The organism is Megasphaera sp. UPII 135-E (genome assembly GCF_000221545.1).
Classification (GTDB): domain Bacteria; phylum Bacillota; class Negativicutes; order Veillonellales; family Megasphaeraceae; genus Megasphaera; species Megasphaera hutchinsoni.
This window is the reverse complement of record NZ_AFUG01000017.1, coordinates 1-17,425: the sequence shown is the minus strand read 5'-3', so window position 1 is coordinate 17,425 and position 17,425 is coordinate 1. Positions and strand designations below refer to the sequence as shown.

The 17,425-nt window shown below is 39.3% G+C and carries 14 protein-coding genes; 13 read left to right on the top strand and 1 reads right to left on the bottom strand.

Features of this window, described 5'->3' with window-relative positions:
• Positions 1-64: 64 nt before the first annotated feature.
• Entirely contained in the window at positions 65-1,402 is a 1,338-nt protein-coding gene (locus HMPREF1040_RS02870) for an MATE family efflux transporter (RefSeq protein WP_007392420.1), read from the top strand.
• Between the two features lie 307 nt (positions 1,403-1,709).
• Here HMPREF1040_RS02870 and HMPREF1040_RS02865 read toward each other — a convergent pair whose 3' ends face one another.
• Positions 1,710-2,618 (bottom strand): fumarylacetoacetate hydrolase family protein, encoded by a 909-nt coding sequence (locus tag HMPREF1040_RS02865; RefSeq protein ID WP_007392405.1) that lies wholly within the window; start codon positions 2,616-2,618, stop codon positions 1,710-1,712.
• 199 nt (positions 2,619-2,817) lie between these two features.
• On the opposite strand from HMPREF1040_RS02865, the gene deoD reads away from it, so the two are divergent.
• The 12 genes from deoD to HMPREF1040_RS02805 all read left to right on the top strand — a co-directional run bounded on the left by deoD (position 2,818) and on the right by HMPREF1040_RS02805 (position 17,398).
• Positions 2,818-3,525 (top strand): purine-nucleoside phosphorylase, encoded by a 708-nt coding sequence (deoD, locus tag HMPREF1040_RS02860; RefSeq protein ID WP_007392423.1) that lies wholly within the window; start codon positions 2,818-2,820, stop codon positions 3,523-3,525.
• Between the two features lie 14 nt (positions 3,526-3,539).
• The gene (queD, locus tag HMPREF1040_RS02855; protein WP_007392424.1) at positions 3,540-3,869 is read left to right on the top strand and encodes a 6-carboxytetrahydropterin synthase QueD; all 330 of its coding nucleotides are present in this window, start codon (positions 3,540-3,542) and stop codon (positions 3,867-3,869) included.
• Positions 3,859-4,491, top strand: a complete 633-nt coding sequence (locus HMPREF1040_RS02850; RefSeq protein WP_007392419.1) for a radical SAM protein — start codon at positions 3,859-3,861, stop codon at positions 4,489-4,491. Before queD ends, HMPREF1040_RS02850 begins: the two co-directional genes overlap by 11 nt.
• 112 nt (positions 4,492-4,603) lie before the next feature.
• Positions 4,604-5,959, top strand: a complete 1,356-nt coding sequence (trkA, locus tag HMPREF1040_RS02845; RefSeq protein WP_007392408.1) for a Trk system potassium transporter TrkA — start codon at positions 4,604-4,606, stop codon at positions 5,957-5,959.
• 1 nt (position 5,960) lies between these two features.
• Positions 5,961-7,400: a potassium transporter TrkG gene (locus HMPREF1040_RS02840; RefSeq protein WP_007392413.1), complete on the top strand. Its 1,440-nt coding sequence runs from the start codon at positions 5,961-5,963 to the stop codon at positions 7,398-7,400.
• Between the two features lie 9 nt (positions 7,401-7,409).
• Positions 7,410-8,864 carry a TrkH family potassium uptake protein gene (locus HMPREF1040_RS02835; RefSeq protein ID WP_007392412.1) on the top strand — a complete coding sequence of 485 codons (1,455 nt, stop codon included), beginning with the start codon at positions 7,410-7,412 and terminating at the stop codon, positions 8,862-8,864.
• Between the two features lie 170 nt (positions 8,865-9,034).
• Complete coding sequence (locus HMPREF1040_RS02830; protein ID WP_007392406.1) at positions 9,035-9,571, top strand: helix-hairpin-helix domain-containing protein; 537 nt, start codon at positions 9,035-9,037, stop codon at positions 9,569-9,571.
• Positions 9,568-11,652 (top strand): ComEC/Rec2 family competence protein, encoded by a 2,085-nt coding sequence (locus HMPREF1040_RS02825; protein WP_007392421.1) that lies wholly within the window; start codon positions 9,568-9,570, stop codon positions 11,650-11,652. Before HMPREF1040_RS02830 ends, HMPREF1040_RS02825 begins: the two co-directional genes overlap by 4 nt.
• Positions 11,649-12,674, top strand: a complete 1,026-nt coding sequence (gene holA, locus HMPREF1040_RS02820) for a DNA polymerase III subunit delta (RefSeq protein ID WP_007392425.1) — start codon at positions 11,649-11,651, stop codon at positions 12,672-12,674. The genes HMPREF1040_RS02825 and holA overlap by 4 nt, the downstream gene beginning before the upstream one ends.
• A 34-nt stretch (positions 12,675-12,708) precedes the next feature.
• Positions 12,709-16,314, top strand: coding sequence for a PolC-type DNA polymerase III (locus HMPREF1040_RS02815; protein ID WP_007392414.1), 3,606 nt, complete (start codon positions 12,709-12,711; stop codon positions 16,312-16,314).
• Positions 16,315-16,389: 75 nt separating this feature from the next.
• A complete protein-coding gene (locus HMPREF1040_RS02810) occupies positions 16,390-16,698 on the top strand; it encodes a YerC/YecD family TrpR-related protein (protein WP_007392409.1) in 309 nt (102 codons plus the stop codon).
• Positions 16,699-16,843: 145 nt separating this feature from the next.
• Complete coding sequence (locus HMPREF1040_RS02805; protein ID WP_007392417.1) at positions 16,844-17,398, top strand: hypothetical protein; 555 nt, start codon at positions 16,844-16,846, stop codon at positions 17,396-17,398.
• Positions 17,399-17,425 lie beyond the last annotated feature (27 nt).

The following is a 17,425-nucleotide window of genomic DNA, read 5'->3' as shown; positions in this document are numbered from 1 at the left end:
AAAAGGAATATTTGTGATATAATAGTACTGCTATCCAAATAGAGGGGATAGGAAAGGAGTATGTATGGTAAAAAGTATGACATCGGGGAATCCTTTACGCCTAATGCTTGCGTTTATGATTCCCTTATTAATAGGAAATTTATTTCAACAATTTTATAATATTGCTGATGTCATTATCGTTGGTCGGACAATCGGTGTAGAAGCCTTAGCTGCCGTAGGTGCAACTGGTCCAGTTTTTATGGCACTGCTCGGTATCACGGTAGGCTTATCGGCAGGGTTTACAGTCATTACGGGGCAGCATTTTGGGGCAGGTGATCACAATGGCGTACGGCGTAGTTTTGCTATGTCCTTACTGTTATCCATTATTTTCAGTATTATTCTTACGATAGGTATGGTTTGGAGTATGCCCTATGTAATGCATTTTATGAACATTTCCCCCCAATTATATGATAATTCCTATCACTATATTATTATTATTGTCTATGGTCTAATTGCAATGATGCTATATAACTTGTTATCGAATGTTTGTCGAGCCTTAGGCGATAGCAAGACTCCTTTATATTTTTTAATTCTCTCATCGGTCATTAATATTATTCTAGCCTTATTGTTTATCATTCAATTTGGTTGGGGCGTAGCAGGTTCGGCGATCGCCTTGGTTATTTCACAACTTATTGCCACAGCAGCTTGTTTTGGCTATATGTATAAACGCTTTCCCTTACTTCGCTTTCATGTATCTGATTGGCAGTGGGATACCTATTTTGCTTGGCAACACTTGCGTCTAGGTATACCTATGGCGTTGCAATTTGTCATTATTAGTTTGGGTATTTTAGCTGTGCAATCTGTTTGTAATACGTTTGGACCAGAAACGATTGCTGGCTTTGTTTCAGCTACACGGATGGAACAACTAGCCATGCAACCGATGATTTCATTTGGTATATCAATGGCTGTATATACGGCACAGAATTACGGTGCAGGCAAATATGAACGTATACGTCAAGGCGTTCATCAATGTTCGCTTTTATCGTTTGGATTTTGTGTGATTGCCGCTGTGAGCATGTTTTTATTAGGGCATGATGTAGTTCGTTTGTTTACGACGACTTATGATCCTTTATTGATGAAACAAGCTATGCTATATGTTTATACATCCGTTCCTTGTTATATCTTTTTGGGACAAATTTTTGTTTATCGCAATGCTTTACAAGGGATGGGCATATCTAGCGTACCTCTCGTTAGTAGTCTATTAGAATTATTTGTTCGCGGAGGTGCGGCCTTTGGGTTAGCCACTATTTGGGGGTATTGGGGAATTTGTATGGCCAGTCCGTTATGTTGGATCATTGCTTGTTTCTTTACAGGGGGATGTTATATGTATGTTCAACATACGATGAAAAAAGTAGGAAAATAATAAATTAATAGAAAAAACATTTTTTGTTAATAATAGAAAATGATGTTAATTTTGGGCTTATAAACATATATTCATATGAGGTATGTGGACATGGTTTGAAAAGATCTAAACGCGGTTCAAACCGCATTTAGATTATATAGGAGTTGTGAAAATAAATAGATACATGTGTACTTGATTTAGCAAATGATAGCAGTGATATAAGCACAGTCTTTTTACTAGGTAACAAAGCGAATAGAGTACGGCAAAAGACCTACCATGTGTAGTTGCACTAGGTAGGTCTGTGTGTCATTCTATTTTTGCTTTTTATTTATTCGATGGTGTTGGTTAAGGTACCGATAGCGGATATGTTGATGCTTACCGTATCGTGTGTTTTCAGATAGCGTGGTGGGTTAAAGCCCATGCCAACACCTGAAGGGGTGCCTGTTGCGAGTACATCTCCGGCCATCAAGGGCATGCCTTGCGATAGGGTATGAATTAAGTGGGCAATAGAGAATATGCATTCTGCCGTTGAGGCATCTTGCCGTAGTTGTCCGTTTACTTCAGTGGTAATGGTAAAGGAGGAAGGTGCAGCATCACGCAAGAGGAGGTAGGGCCCCATGGGACAGAAGGTTTGCAGGCTTTTGCCGAGAAACCATTGTTCGTGATTGCGTTGTAAATCGCGTGCAGTAATGTCGTTGAGGATGGTAAAACCGTATACATAGTTCATTGCTTCGGCTTCGCTGATGTCGATGCCTGTTTTGCCAATGATGACGGCCAGTTCCCCCTCGTAATCGAGTTCTTTTGTAATTCCTTTATGGGATTGAATGACTTCGTTTGTGCCAATTACGGAGGTGGCCGCTTTGGTAAAAATTACAGGATGGGTTGGCTGTGGTGCTAGCTGGGGTGCCAGGTCTTTTAATTCGTCAATGTGGTCACTATAATTTTTTCCTACACAGAAGATGTTTCTTTCTACTTCAGGAAAGGGGGCTAGTATTTGTACTGTGTCTAAGGCAATAGGTGAAACGGCTTTTGTTGTTTCGTTTTGTTCCCATGCACTGGCTAGTGCTAATAGTCCGTCGTTACCTAAACGTACAAATTCTAATAGTGTTTCTGGAAGGGGAATGAAAAATGCTTCTTCTAAGGAAAAGGCACTATAAATGCCGGTTTCGTCTTCAGTGAGAACGCCCCACTGCGGATATCCAGCAAACTCAAAGGTTGCTAATTTTTTTATGCCCATGATTAAGTCTCCTTTTACTAAGTATAGTTAGGTTATTTGTATCAGTATTATAACACATGTTTTGTAGATATGGGTATTGGACAGGACAATTTCTCATGTTGCTAGATTAATTTACGGGAATAACTATCGTTGTAGAAAAAATGTGTTATAATACTTCATATACAGAAAATGGTGATGGATATTCTCAAGGAGGTTAGATATGAGTTTACATATTGCAGCGACAACGGGACAAATTGCTGAAACGGTATTATTACCAGGGGATCCTTTACGTGCTAAGTATATTGCAGAAACCTTTTTAAAGGATGTTATATGTTATACGGATATACGTAATATGTTAGGGTTTACGGGTACATATAAAGGTAAGCGAATTTCTGTACAGGGAACGGGAATGGGTATTCCTTCTATTTCTATTTATGTGCAGGAATTAATTCGTGAATATGGGGCAAAACGGTTAATTCGCGTAGGCACGTGTGGGGGAATGCAAAAGGATATTCCTTTGCGTGATGTGGTGATAGCCCAAGCAGCGACTACCGATTCGGGGATTATTCGCAATATTTTTGGTCCATCTATTCAGTTTGCTCCGATTGCTAATTTTGAGTTGCTACGGAAGGCGTATGATAACGCCATAGCGGCACATATTCCTGTACGGGTAGGAAATGTTATTTCAGTTGATCGCTTTTATGATGATGAAATTGATAACGATAAATTGTCTGCTTACGGTATCCTTGCGGTAGAAATGGAAACAGCTGGGTTATATGTGTTGGCCGCTAAGTATGGCGTTGCTGCGTTGGGATTATTTACGGTTAGCGATCAGTTGATTACTAAAGAAGCTTGCACTCCCGAAGAACGACAGCTTTCATTTAATAATATGATTCACATTGCCTTGGATACGGCTATTGAAGAGTAGGGGGCAATACGTGTATGTTTACGGTTAGAAAGCGACTGGAAATATCTGCTGCACATCAGTTGCATTTAGATTATGAGAGTAAATGTCGTCATTTACATGGCCATAATTGGATTATTTATGTTACTTGTCAAGCGGCTGAATTAAATGAACAGGGTATGATCGTTGATTTTAAGCAAATTAAAGAATTGGTGCATGGTAAATTGGATCATCAATATTTGAATGAATTGTTTCCCTTTAATCCTACGGCAGAAAATTTGGCTAAATGGATTTGCGATACGGTGCCTTATTGTGTAAAAGTGGAAATACAAGAAAGCGAAGGGAATGTGGCTATCTATGAAAAATAAGTTGTATATTAATGAAATTTTTCATAGTATTGATGGTGAAGGTAGGCGAGCTGGTGAGCTCGCCTCTTTTATTCGATTATGTGGGTGTAATTTGCGTTGTATTTATTGTGATACAACCTATGCTTTTGCTGAAGGGCGGTTGATGGACGTTGAAGATATTGTAGCGGCTGTCCGTTATCGGAATGTTACGCTGACTGGTGGTGAGCCATTATTACAACCGATTCATGGTTTATTGCAAGCACTTTCGGCACAGGATGTTAATATTGAAACAAATGGAAGTGTCGATATTTTACCTTATATGGTATATCCACATGTTTGGTTTACTATTGATTACAAAGGTCCGTTTTCGCAAATGGAAGAAAAAATGTATGCACCTAATTTTCGGCATCTGCGATCGCAAGATGTGTTAAAATTTGTAGTTGGGTCATATCAAGATTTAGAGGTAGCACGTATATTGTGTGAAGAGGTGCAACCTACATGTGCTATTTATGTTGGGGCTGTGTTTGAAACGTTAGCACCACGTGATATTGTAACATATATGGAGCGGTATTCATTGACGTCATGGCGGTTACAATTGCAGATGCATAAGTATATTTGGCCACCTGATATGCGGGGTGTATAGCTATATTGTATTGTGATGGCAAGGGGAACTGTTTTTACTTGCTTTTACATTGGTAAAAAGCGTATGATAGTAGCCAGAGAAAGGGTTTATATTCGGTATAGGATGTATTGAGGTGAGCAGTTTGCGTATAGTTATTATTGGGGCAGGTAAGTTAGGATATACGATTGCCGAGCTTTTATCTAATGAAGATTTTGATGTCGTTGTTGTCGATCATGACGAAGAACGATTGGAAGTGATAAAAAATAATTTGGATGTGTTGACGATTGCGGCTAATGGTTCGAGTCCGTTGACGATGAATGATCCAGATATTCGTGGCGCCGATATGCTGATTGCGGCTACGGCTGTTGATGAAGTAAACATGGTTGCTTGTATTTTAGCTAAAAAGCACGGGGTGAAGTATACGGCTGCTCGTATTCGTGATATGGAATTTATGTCGGAGGCACGAGAGTATTTAAAAGAAAATTTTGATATTGATCGTTTGTTAAATCCTGAATTTATTACGGCCAAGGAAATTAATCGCATTTTGATGACGCCAGCCGCACTTAATGTAGAAGATTTTGCCAATGGCAAGGTGCGCATGCTAGAAACGAAGATGTCTTCTAAGTCGGCACTGATTGGAATTCCTTTTAAGGATTTGGCTATTCCAAAGAATATATTGGTTAGCATGATTTTTAGAAACAAGAAAATGATTATTCCCCATGGTGATGATCAATTAATGCCTGATGATAATGCGTATTTTATTGGGGAACCGAAGGGGATAGAGGCGTTTAGTAAGGAGTGGCTCAAGCATGATGTAACACGGATTAAACGAGTCATGATTATCGGGGCTGGGCGGACTGGTCGTTTTTTAGCACCGTTACTCGATCAACAGGATGTGGATGTAAAGATTATTGATAAGGATAAGGAACGAAGTTTGCTTGTAGCGGAACATTTACGTAATGGCATGGCTATTTGTGGAGATGGGACGGATATCGATCTGTTAGAACAAGAGGGAATTGCTGTGGCTGATGCGGTTGTTTGCGTAACTGATGATGATCGGTTGAATTTAATGTTAGCATTGATTGCAAAACATTTAGGTGCAAAAAAAACGATTGTGCGCGTATCACGTATGGAATATGCTGATTTGATGGAAAAAGTAGGGGTAGATGTGGTGCTTTCAACGCGGTTGTTGTCGGCAAGTGAAGTTTTAGCGATAGCACGGCAAGGCGGTGTTATTTCGGTGTCTTTGTTAGAAGGCGCTAAGGCGGAAGCCGTAGAAGTGCAGGTTCGTCAGGGGGCTCCCGTCGTGAATAAGCGATTAATGGATATTAACTTGCCAAAAGAATGTTTGGTATGTGCGTATGTACGTGACGGCAAAACGTATATTCCTAATGGTGCGTCGACACTTATGGAAGGGGATCGGGCGATTCTTATGATGGAAATGGCACATTCGCAAAAGGTCATGACGTATTTTAAAGGTAGGAATTAAGATGAACAATCGATTGTTTTTCTTTTTATTAGGACGGATGTTATGTATTGATGGGATTGTTTTTTTGTTTCCCGTTGGGATTTCCTTTTTCGTTGGTACGGAGGGGTTATTTTTGCCTTCTTTTTTTGCCGCATTGGTTTTAAGTGTAGGCTGTATATATTATGGTCGCCATCATAATAAACAATGTAGTGTCCGTGAAAGTGCTTGGTATATGGGCGTGATCTGGATGGTGATGACGGTGTTAGGCATGATTCCCTTTTTTTTGACAGGGCAGTACAGTGTGGGCGATGCGTTTTTTGAAAGTGCTTCGGCATGTACAACAACGGGTATCGTCTTACATCCTGTGTATATTCAGCAGATAGCTGTGCTTGGCATATGGCGAGGTGTATTAACCTGGCTAGGTGGATTGCATTTTATACTCTTGCTGGCAACGATTATGCCTCAGGTAAGTGGCTGTTTCGGATTATTTTTGTCAGCTCGTCAACGTATTCATTTTAGTCCCTTGTTTCATCAGCTGGATGGGCGGGCAAAGCGATTGGGTTTTCTTTATGTTTGTTTTACGTTACTCATCATAAGTGGTTATGTGCTTTGTCATATGCCGCTACAGGATGCACTAGTTCAGGCGTTATTGACAGTTTCCATGGGTGGTGGTTATCAGACGCTAGGTACATATGCACATATGCCTGGTGTGCTTGGCGTGACGAGTATAGGGATGTTATTGGGGGCAGGAAATTTTTTGCTTTTTAGTAAAGAAATGAGATATGAACGCCTTAAAGATATGTTTTGTGATATTGAATGGCGTGTGTTTATGGGACTAATCCTTTGCGGTGGTTTAGGTATTGCTGTCGTCTTGTATCGCATATGTTCTTATTCGATGATAGAGGCTATAGAATATGGATTATTTCATACATTGTCGTTTTTATCAACGAGTGGTTATGTGCTTACGGATGTAGCAAAGTGGCCAGATATGGCCGTGTTTATCTTGTTTATTAGTGCATTTATTGGTGGCGGTATGGGATCGGTTACAGGTGGTTTGCGGATTATACGTTGTATTATTCTCATAAAGGTAGCAATTCAAGAAATGAAGCGTACTTTACATCCTCGCATGGTATTGCATATATCGGTCAATAAAATGCCCGTGGAAATACAAATTATGAGTCGTATATTGACGTATTTTTTCTTGTTTGTAGCGGTTTTTTTCGTTTCGGCATTGGTTATTTCTTTAGGTGGTATATCTCCTTTAACCGCCATGGGGTTATCGATTGGTGCTCTTTCTAGTACGGGGACGACTGTGTATCTATTTAGTCATGGAGATATTGTTTTTTTACCTATGTGGGTAAAAGTATATAGTGCGTTGTTGATGATAATCGGCCGGATAGAAATTTTTTCCTTTTTTATCATGGTACATACGGGAATACAATATCTGCGGCGGCAGTGGTAGGAGATAGGCATGGATAGTAAAGTAGTTATATATGTATTAGGCAATTTATTGACAGCCGTAGCAATTACGCTTTTTTTACCACTTGGTGTAGCCTTGTGGTATGGTGAAAGTTGTTGGTTCACTTTTGGTATGACGATTCTTATTGCTTTTGGTATCGGCAGAGGTTTTCGGCTGTATGGCACGGTTATTCAGCGTTCGTTGAGTGTGCGTGAGGGGATTGCCATTACCACCTTAGGTTGGGTTGCAGTTGCTTTAATTGGTATGTTGCCGTATATATTAGGTCATTATTTGGGTGTGATTGAAGGTTGGACGGAAAGTATTTCTGGCTTTTCTGGTACGGGGGCAACGGTTATTTCTGATGTATCACTTATTCCTCAAAGTGTATTGCTTTGGCGGAGTGAAACGCATTGGTTAGGCGGTTTGGGAATTATTGTTATTTTCATTGCTTTTTTACCGCAATTAGGACATGGTACGGTGCATATGTTCAATGCGGAAAGTACGGGACCATCGTCGTCGCGTTCGTTGCCTCGTATTAGAGAAATGGCACAAGCGTTATTTATCGTTTATGCAATATTCACGGGGGCAGTGTTTTTGGCACTTTGGGTCAGTGGTTTATCGCCAGTTATCGCTTTAAATCACGCTTTTTCTACGATTGCTACGGGCGGATTTTCGCCTTATAATGATAGTGTCGCCCATTTTCATAGTCCCTATATTGAAGGGATACTTATCGTCTTTATGTTGCTTTCGAGTGCAAATTTTGGGATGTATGTTGCGATGTGGAAACGAGGGTGGCGTGTTGCTTGGGAGAACACGGAATATCGATGCTATTTGGCGTTGGTTGCTATTGCTACGCTTATCATTGCTGGCAATATTATGATAGTTATGGATGTACCGGGGATTACGGCGGTACGACAAGCATTATTCCAAGTGGTGTCATTGTCTTCTTCAACTGGTTATGTATCAACGGATTTTGATCAATGGCCAAGTTTTTCAAAATTGGTCTTATTATTGTTGATGTTTATTGGCGGTTGTGCTGGTTCAACAGCTGGTGGCTTTAAAGTTACGCGTGTGATGTTGTTAGGGCATTTGCTACTGAACACGATACGGCAAAAAATTCATCCTGGTGCAGTGATGACGGTATATTCTAATCATGAGGAAGTATCAGCGGATATTGTTCATGGCGTTGCCCGATTTTTTTTCGTATGTGTCATGATTAATGTGGTATGTGTTTTTTTATTAGTATGGGATGGTGTGCCTCTTTTTGCGGCGATGAGTGTGAGTGTTTCTTGTTTGAGTAATTGTGGACCGGGGTTTGGTATGTTTGGTGCTACGTGTACGTATGCACCCTTACCAGCATTTAGTAAGGTTATTGTGTCCATCGTCATGTTGATGGGACGGTTGGAGTCTTTCACGGTGTTAGCATTATTCATGCCGTCTTTTTGGAAAAGTTATAAAAATTGGTAAAGACGATAACGTAAAAACGTATCCTTAAAATATATTTTGGGGATACGTTTTTTATTTTTATAACGTTGTTATTGGGGTTGTATGAAGAATTGATGAAGTTTTGCCTCTTTCTATATGTTGTTGGTTACAATAAAAGCAAGGATACGTATGTACTGTAAGGAGGACATGTGATGAAAAAATGGAAACTTGGGTTATGTGTGATTGCAATGAGTGTAGTTGGTTTGACTAGTTGGCAAATATACATGTCACAACAGGTTACAGCAAAACCCGTTCCTGTTGTGACGAAACCAGAAGATGGGATTCATTATGTGTTTATTACGGGAGCGGTTCGGCATCCGGGATTATATAGTTTTGATGAAGGCGTGCGTATTGGGGAAGTGGTCCATGCTGCAGGCGATGTGGTGGCCTATGCGGATGTTAGCAAAGTAAATATGGCAGCGACGGCTACTGATGGAAGTCATATTCATATTCCTTATACTCGTCAAGGGGTGCCGAAAGATACACAAGAAGATGATGGATTGGTGAATATTAATCAGGCCGATGAACGAGAATTAAGTACATTATCAGGGATTGGCCCGACCACGGCGAAACGGATTGTCATGTATCGCAATAAAAATGGCCCTTTTACAACTTGTCAGGACATTTGTAAGGTTAAGGGAATTGGACCATCTAAATATGATGAGTTTAAATATTCGATAAAAGTATGAAATATGTCGGCATTAGTATGGCCCTAGCTATGATTGCAGGAATTTTGGGAACTGCATATGGTTTTCCTATTTGGGGGAGCGGTGGAGTTGTCTGTTTAGGGGCGTTGCTTTTAGGGCGGAAACATTTGCCAACGGCACAGCTTTTGGGGTGTTTGATGTTGATTGCTTTAGGCATGGGGGTAATACGAATTCAATTTGCTGAAAGTGAGTACGCACAGCTGCCATATTATATGATCGGTAAATATATACAAGTCGTAGGCGTGGTGGAAGAGAAAAAACGAACGATTATAACGAATACGGGCGAGATGACTACGTATATAGTATCGTTGCAAGCACCTTATAAGGGGAAAATATATCTTCGCATACCGGCAGAACCAAAGTATCAAATAGGGGATGTATTGCGGGTGCGTGGAAAGATACAAGCACTTTCGTATTACCAAAATCGAGGTAGTTTTGATCGCTATCATAGGGATAAAGAACAGCATATATTTGGCTCCATGTATATTAAAAAAAACACAGAGGTATTTTATGTAGCAACTCGTTCGGGCTGGCGATATCGTATGATGAATATACGTCAGCAGCTGTATTGGAAGTTTCAGTCCGCCCTTGGTACTAAGGATGCACGCATTATGAGTGCCTTGTTATTTGGGGGCGAATATGAAACGTTACCCCCATCTTTAGTAGAGTCTTTTGCGATAACGGGTCTTATTCATATTCTTTCGGTGTCGGGTTCACATATGATTTTATTATTTACGATTTTACAATTGATTGGTCGAGGGATAGGTGTAAAAGGGTATTCTTGGTTTTTTGTTGTTGCAACGGTCATGATTTTTTATGGTGCATTATCGGGTTTTGTAGCTCCTGTCATGCGTTCTTTATTGATGAGTTTAATCAACGTATATAGCCTCGTAGCTAAACGCGAATATATAGGGGTGCATGCGTTGGGTATAGCTATGGGTATCATGACGCTAAGCAGTCCGTTTATTGTATTTGATTTAGGATTTCAATTATCTTGTGGTGCTACGGCTGGAATCTTGTGTTTTTATTCGCGCATGAAAGAATTTTTTTCTTTTTTACCGTCTTTTTTGTGTGAAACTACGTCGCTATGTGTAAGTGCACATGTATTTATCGTGCCCTTATTATTTAAGGCATTTCAAGCATTTCCCGTTTATTCGTTGGTAGCCAATATATTGGTAGCACCTGTACTAGATGTAGTAATTATATTAGGCTTGAGTGCGGCTGTTATAAGTTTTTTTTCTTTAGGCATGATGCATGTATGTTTAGCTATCGCACAGCCGTTATTGTTGCTTGCTATTAAGGGAAATGATTTTTTAGCGGCCCTGCCATATAGTCGCTATTGGCATGGTGCTTGGTTGGTGCCAGATGTGATTCTTTGGTATGTTTTTATTGGGTGTTTACTTTTTTCTTCTTGGCGTTGTCGTTCCGTTATTTATTCCTTGGTTATGAGTTGTGTGCTCTGGCATATGGTGTTGTGGTGGTATCAGCCAACGTATCGTGTATATAGTTTTGATGTTGGCAAAGATACGGCAATTTGTGTAATAGATAAAGATAATTTAGCTCGATTATGGTATAATAAAGAAAGTCGTAAAACGGCAGAACAAGTCGTATCTACAATAATACCTTTGTTACGGTATGAAGGCGTTTTCGTTTTACAGGAATGCACCCTTACGGGCAGGGAAACGTCGGCGTTAGCTTCCTTATTAGCACCATATATGGACATAGGTGCATCTATCCATCAGTTGAAAAAGGGAGGATGTGAAATGCTTTGCAATCCAGGTATTCCTTATTTCTGGTGGGATGGTGTTGGTTTGTATAAGGTGCCGACAGGATCCTGTGTAGAATTATATCGTGCTGATACGGGTAATGTTATTCCCCCGATAGGTGCGGGAGCGTGGATTGTTCATTGTCCTGCTAAGGGTATTCCTGCTTGTACGGCGTGGTTACAAAAAGCCGCATATGAGGGAATTTCTTGCTTTTCGCCAGCTACGACAGGTGAGTTGATTGCTTCATATTATAAGGGAAAATGGTATTTTCAACGATATAAAGGAGTTACCCTATGAAAGGAATTTGCTTTGTTTTGGGACAAGAAGAATATTTATTAGAACAGGGGAAAAAGTCTTTTTTACAAGCTTGTTCGACACGGCTAAAAGCGGAGATACGGGTACACACTTATGGCGCTGCGGCAACGATGCAAGAAGTCGTTGAGATGTTAGAGTCAACCGATTTGTTTGGCGGAAAAGATATTGTCATATGGCAACAACCCAGTGTTATACGGGGAAAACACAAAGGGGCCTCGCGAAAAAAATTGACGTCTCAAGAAGAATGGTTTATAGATAAAGTTACTTCATTGGCAGAAACAAGTGGTTTGTTATTCTATATAGAAGGAACAGTCGATGAAAAAGATCCTTTATTTAAGGCACTACTTCCGTTTGCTTCAGTTGTACGTTGCAATCCCTTAGAGGTATCCGATATTCTTACGTTTATACAACAATATCTGCAGCAACAGGGGCATCGTTTATTACCAGCTGGGAGAACGTATTTGCAAGCATTATTTTCGACATGGGAAACACTCCCTCTTCGTTATATTGTTTCAGAATTAGAACGTTTATGCCTTATCATCGAGCCGCATCAAGATATCCGAAAAGAGGATGTCGATCATTTATTTGTGGATAATATGGATAAAAAATTGTTTACTTTTATGGATTATTTTTTTGCTCAGCAGCAAGAGAAAATACAGCCTTTTTGTGCATCCTTGTTTAATAGTAAACAGTATATAAAAAATTTAGGAACGTTAGGTAGGACCGTGCGGTTAATGATTGCTTATAAGGAATTACAAGCGATGAGGATGGGCGAAAAGCAGCTGTTAGAGATTATGCAAGAAATCAATATGGGAAGACCGATGAGAGGCGAATTATGGCATATTAAACAAAAGGGAAAGAATTGGTCGATTGCATCATTAAGAGCATTATCTCTTTTTTTGTTTCATTTACAGTTTGATATTCGTCAAGGGGTATTATCAATTGACGATATAGAACCCTTGTTGTGTAGTGCATGTAAGCCTAATTATCATAGTATATTATGATAGTGGGTAGGGATAGAAAGGTAAGGAGTGTAGTATGAAAGTATGGCGTATTGTTCCTAAAAAAACATTCGTTGTGCCGTGCACCGAGAAGAAATCTATACAAATAAAAGAAATACGTGTCAATCCATCGACAGAAGAATATTGGGTGTATACAACATCTGATACGGCTACTGTCACTACAACAGAAATTCAAGCACGTGTAGCTGAGGTATTAGCTATTCATGGAAAATTGGAAATACACCACACTCAGCCAGAGGGGAATTCCATTGATGATAATCCAGTTGAGGGGATGGAGGAATTACAATCCATTGCTACGTTTGATAATACGCCTAATATAGGGGAATATGATATTCCTCATGAAGACTATTACGATCTGGTGCATAAGGAAAACGAAGATATTTATGATGAAGCTTATTGGAATGCTTGTAAAGTAGTAAAACAATCTTCGAAACAAGTAAAGGCGGATGAACAGCATACTTCGGATGTATTGTTAGGCAAAGCTATTACGGCTGAGCCTACTGCGATTAATGAGGTGTTAGGAGAAGAAGACAATAAAGTTGTGCTAAAGGGAAAAGTGGTTAAAGTCGATTTTCGTGAGTTTAAATCTAAGCGTATTTTACTTACCTTTCAAATGGCGGATAAGACCAATGGGGTAAGTGGTAAACGTTTTTTTGAGATATCAAATCAAACGAATGGAAAGTTTAAACGCCGTAATTCGCTTACGCAAGGTATGTATGATAGTCTTAAGGCACAATTTGTGGTGGGAGCACATGTCTTGGTAAGTGGCAGTATGCAATATGATGAGTATGAAAAGGATTATCTCTTGAATGTAGAAGATATTATGCTGGTTGAAGATGATGCAGTAGAACGAGAAGATACGCATCCAACACCGCGTGTTGAATTACATTTACATACAGTGATGAGTGATATGGATGCCCTTATTACGGTTAAAGATTTGATTAAAACGGTAAAAAAATGGCGTCATCCTGCTGTTGCCGTGACGGATCATGGCGTTGTGCAGTCTTTTCCACTATTACAAGAAATATCGCAGGATAAATCTAATCAGGTAAAAGTTATTTATGGTATGGAAGGATATTTATTTGATGAGCATATCGATCAATCGTATCACATCATTATTTTAGCTAAAAATCAGATTGGTATCCGTAATTTATATAAAATAGTTAGTATTTCTCATCTTAAATATATTTATCGCGGACGTCCGCGTATTCCACGAAAAGTATTAAATGAGTATCGTGAAGGGTTAATTTTGGGAACAGCTTGTGAAGCAGGGGAATTGATTCGGTCTATGGTGCAGAAAAAATTGCCATATGCGGAATTAAAGAAGATTGCTTCGTGGTATGATTATTTAGAAATTCAACCTATTTCTAATAATGAATTTTTATTACGTGAGGGATATGTGAAAGATGAGGAAGCACTTCGTCAGATTAATCGCACGATTTTACGCTTAGGGGATGATTTAGGAAAATTGACCGTAGCCACTGGTGATGCCCATTTTTTAAATCCTGAAGACAAAATTTATAGAGAAATCTTAATGACTGGAAAAGGATTTAAAGATGCACAGTATCAACCTGATTTGTATTTCCGGACTACCGATGAAATGTTAGAAGAATTTGCGTATTTAGGTGAAGATCGGGCTAAAGAAGTGGTTATCACTAATACGAACAAAATTAACGATATGATTGAAGCTGTACGGCCGATACCAAAGGAAACATTGTATTTTCCAAAAATTCCTGGTTCATCGGATGCATTAAAAAATATGTGTTATACAAAGGCTCATCAAGTTTATGGAAATCCTTTGCCAGAGATTGTTACAGCTCGCTTGGAAGAAGAATTTACGTCTATTTTAGGAAATGGGTTTGGTGTGTTATATTATATTGCTCATAAATTAGTTAAGCACTCGCATGATGATGGTTATTTGGTTGGTTCGCGTGGATCTGTAGGTTCGTCTTTTGTAGCGACGATGGCGGATATTACGGAAGTAAATCCATTGCCACCGCATTATGTTTGCCCTTATTGTCAATATAGTGAATTCTTTACGCATGGCGAAGTTGGAGGTGGTTTTGATTTACCTGATAAGGTTTGCCCGCATTGTGGTACGGTTTTACATAAGGATGGGCATAATATTCCGTTTGCTATTTTCCTTGGGTTTGATGGAGATAAGGTGCCTGATATTGATCTTAATTTTTCTGGTGAATATCATCCGAAGGCTCATAAATATACGGAAGAACTTTTTGGTAAGGACAATGTATTTAGGGCAGGCACGATTGGTGCTGTCAAGGATAAAACGGCATATGGATATGTGATGAAATGGGCAGAAGCGAAAAATATTACTGTTAATGAGGCTTACATTAATAGTTTGGTAAGTGGATGTACGGGTGTTAAAAATACGACGGGGCAACATCCGGGCGGCGTTATGGTCATTCCTCGGGATATGGATGTGCATCATTTTACGCCCGTGCAATATCCAGCTAATAAAAAAGATTGTGGCATTATTACTACTCATTTCGATTATCATTCTATTGAAGGTCGACTGGTAAAGCTTGATATATTAGGACATGATGATCCAACGGTTATTCGGTTGTTAGAAGATTGGACGGGAGTCAATGCACGTGATATTCCCTTTGATGATCCAAAAACGATGAGTTTGTTTTCTAGTCCTGATGCTTTAGGCTTAACGGCGGAAGAATTAGGTTCACCTGTGGGAAGTCTAGGTATTCCTGAGTTTGGTACATCTTTTGTACGTAAGATGCTTGTTGATACACGTCCTAAAACATTTTCTGAATTAGTGCGCATTTCTGGTTTTTCGCATGGAACAGATGTATGGTTAAATAACGCTCAAGATTTGATTACGTCTGGAACGGTACCTTTAAAAGAAGCCGTTTCTACGCGCGATGATATTATGAACTATCTCATTCAGCATGGTATTGCACCTAAGACGAGTTTTAAAGTTATGGAAAATGTGCGCAAGGGAAAAGGCATTGATAAAGTCAATAAAGTAGGAGAAAAGACAACGAATTATGAAAATGAATTAAAAGAGGGGAATATCCCGTCATGGTTTATTGATTCTTGCAAGAAAATTGGCTATCTCTTTCCACGTGCTCATGCGGTAGCGTATGTTATGATGGCATTCCGCATCGCTTGGTTTAAGATTAACTATCCTTTAGCTTATTATGCTGCGTATTTTTCCATTCGTGCAAAGGCCTTTAAGTTGTCGGCGATGATTCACGGATTGGAAACACAAAAACATGTGATGAAAGCGATTGCCGCCAAAGGAAATGCCGCATCGAAAATAGAGCAAGACTTGTACTCGGCCTTAGAACTAGCCGTGGAAATGAGCTTGCGTGGGTTCTCTTTTTTGAATGTAGATATTCAGCGTTCGCATGCGAAACATTTTATCATCTGTGAAGGGAAAATTTTACCTCCTTTGACTGCTGTTGAGGGATTAGGTGAAAATGTGGCGGAACAAATCGTGGAAGCACGTAATCATGGTTTATTTACATCTAAAGCCGATTTGCGGGTTCGGGGTAAAGTAGGGCCGACGTTAATCGAATTAATGGCAGAAGAGGGTTGTTTAGGGGGGCTTCCCGATGATGAACAAATGGATTTATTTGCAATGTAAAGATATCGACATGTATGCTGGTGTGCATTATAATAAGCATGAATTTAATTGATAGGAAAGCTTGAGGTGTGATAAATGAGCACTAATAAAAAATTACAAGGTCCTCTTAATGATCAGCTATTTGCAGCTATTTTAAAGCTTAAAACGATGGAAGAGTGCTATGAATTTTTTGAAGATATTTGTACAATTGCAGAAATTAAGGCAATAGCTGCTAGGTTAGAAGTAGCACGTATGCTCAAGCAGGGCGAAATTTATGAAGATATTGTAAAACAAACAGGGGCTAGTACGGCTACAATTAGCCGTATTAAACGGTGTTTAGTATACGGGACAGGTGGTTATGATAAAATTTTAGAACGATTATACCCTTCTCATAAGAAGAAATAAATGTAGTTTGTTGATAGAATAAATAGAGTTACTTCGTTTTATGGAGTGAATCAAGTGATAGTATGATAGTACCAGTGCATAGAGAAAAGACTCCTTGATGAGGAGTCTTTTCTCTATGCGGAATATATCTAAAGGAGTGTATAGGATGCGTTCAAGCTTGGATATTACTATTTTTAAAAATGGGGATATAAATATATGTAAAGGATCAATGTATAATATCTTGTGGGAAGATTATGTTTTTTATCGCGATTGTGCTAATCATGCTTGGCGGAAGGGAAACAAGCATGATGATTTTTTGGCTAGTCGGTATGAACGAGCGGCGTGGGTTACGTTAGTTTATTTTTTTGATAGTATTATAGAGCAATGGTTGTTAACGTTGATGGCAGAAGAGCCAATTCTGTCGGCATCACGGTGGCAGAAGTGTTTATTTATATTGCAGTCTCAGTATACACAAGAAGATATTAACCAATATGATTTTTCACGTTTGCAACAGCAGGTAATGCAGTGGGAAAAACAAAAAATCATGTTATTAGAACAGGTGTCGTGGGAAACGTTAGAAGAAATGGAAGAGGTGATTGATTCGTTCTTTTCTTTCATTGAACAACAAGGTACTTTATATCGTTTTCCCATAGAAACGAAGGAAACAAAATCGGTTGTAGAAAAAATCAGTTCTTTATTTCATCGCCGTGATAACATATAAAAAAGCTATACGTATGCAGTACCATTG

Excerpts from the sequence above, each read along its gene's own strand:
- HMPREF1040_RS02870 (WP_007392420.1), top strand. The coding sequence starts at position 65 with ATGGTAAAAAGTATGACATCGGGGAATCCTTTACGCCTAATGCTTGCG.
- HMPREF1040_RS02865 (WP_007392405.1), bottom strand. The coding sequence starts at position 2,618 with ATGGGCATAAAAAAATTAGCAACCTTTGAGTTTGCTGGATATCCGCAG.
- deoD (WP_007392423.1), top strand. The coding sequence starts at position 2,818 with ATGAGTTTACATATTGCAGCGACAACGGGACAAATTGCTGAAACGGTA.
- queD (WP_007392424.1), top strand. The coding sequence starts at position 3,540 with ATGTTTACGGTTAGAAAGCGACTGGAAATATCTGCTGCACATCAGTTG.
- HMPREF1040_RS02850 (WP_007392419.1), top strand. The coding sequence starts at position 3,859 with ATGAAAAATAAGTTGTATATTAATGAAATTTTTCATAGTATTGATGGT.
- HMPREF1040_RS02840 (WP_007392413.1), top strand. The coding sequence starts at position 5,961 with ATGAACAATCGATTGTTTTTCTTTTTATTAGGACGGATGTTATGTATT.
- HMPREF1040_RS02835 (WP_007392412.1), top strand. The coding sequence starts at position 7,410 with ATGGATAGTAAAGTAGTTATATATGTATTAGGCAATTTATTGACAGCC.
- HMPREF1040_RS02830 (WP_007392406.1), top strand. The coding sequence starts at position 9,035 with ATGAAAAAATGGAAACTTGGGTTATGTGTGATTGCAATGAGTGTAGTT.
- HMPREF1040_RS02825 (WP_007392421.1), top strand. The coding sequence starts at position 9,568 with ATGAAATATGTCGGCATTAGTATGGCCCTAGCTATGATTGCAGGAATT.
- holA (WP_007392425.1), top strand. The coding sequence starts at position 11,649 with ATGAAAGGAATTTGCTTTGTTTTGGGACAAGAAGAATATTTATTAGAA.
- HMPREF1040_RS02815 (WP_007392414.1), top strand. The coding sequence starts at position 12,709 with ATGAAAGTATGGCGTATTGTTCCTAAAAAAACATTCGTTGTGCCGTGC.
- HMPREF1040_RS02810 (WP_007392409.1), top strand. The coding sequence starts at position 16,390 with ATGAGCACTAATAAAAAATTACAAGGTCCTCTTAATGATCAGCTATTT.
- HMPREF1040_RS02805 (WP_007392417.1), top strand. The coding sequence starts at position 16,844 with ATGCGTTCAAGCTTGGATATTACTATTTTTAAAAATGGGGATATAAAT.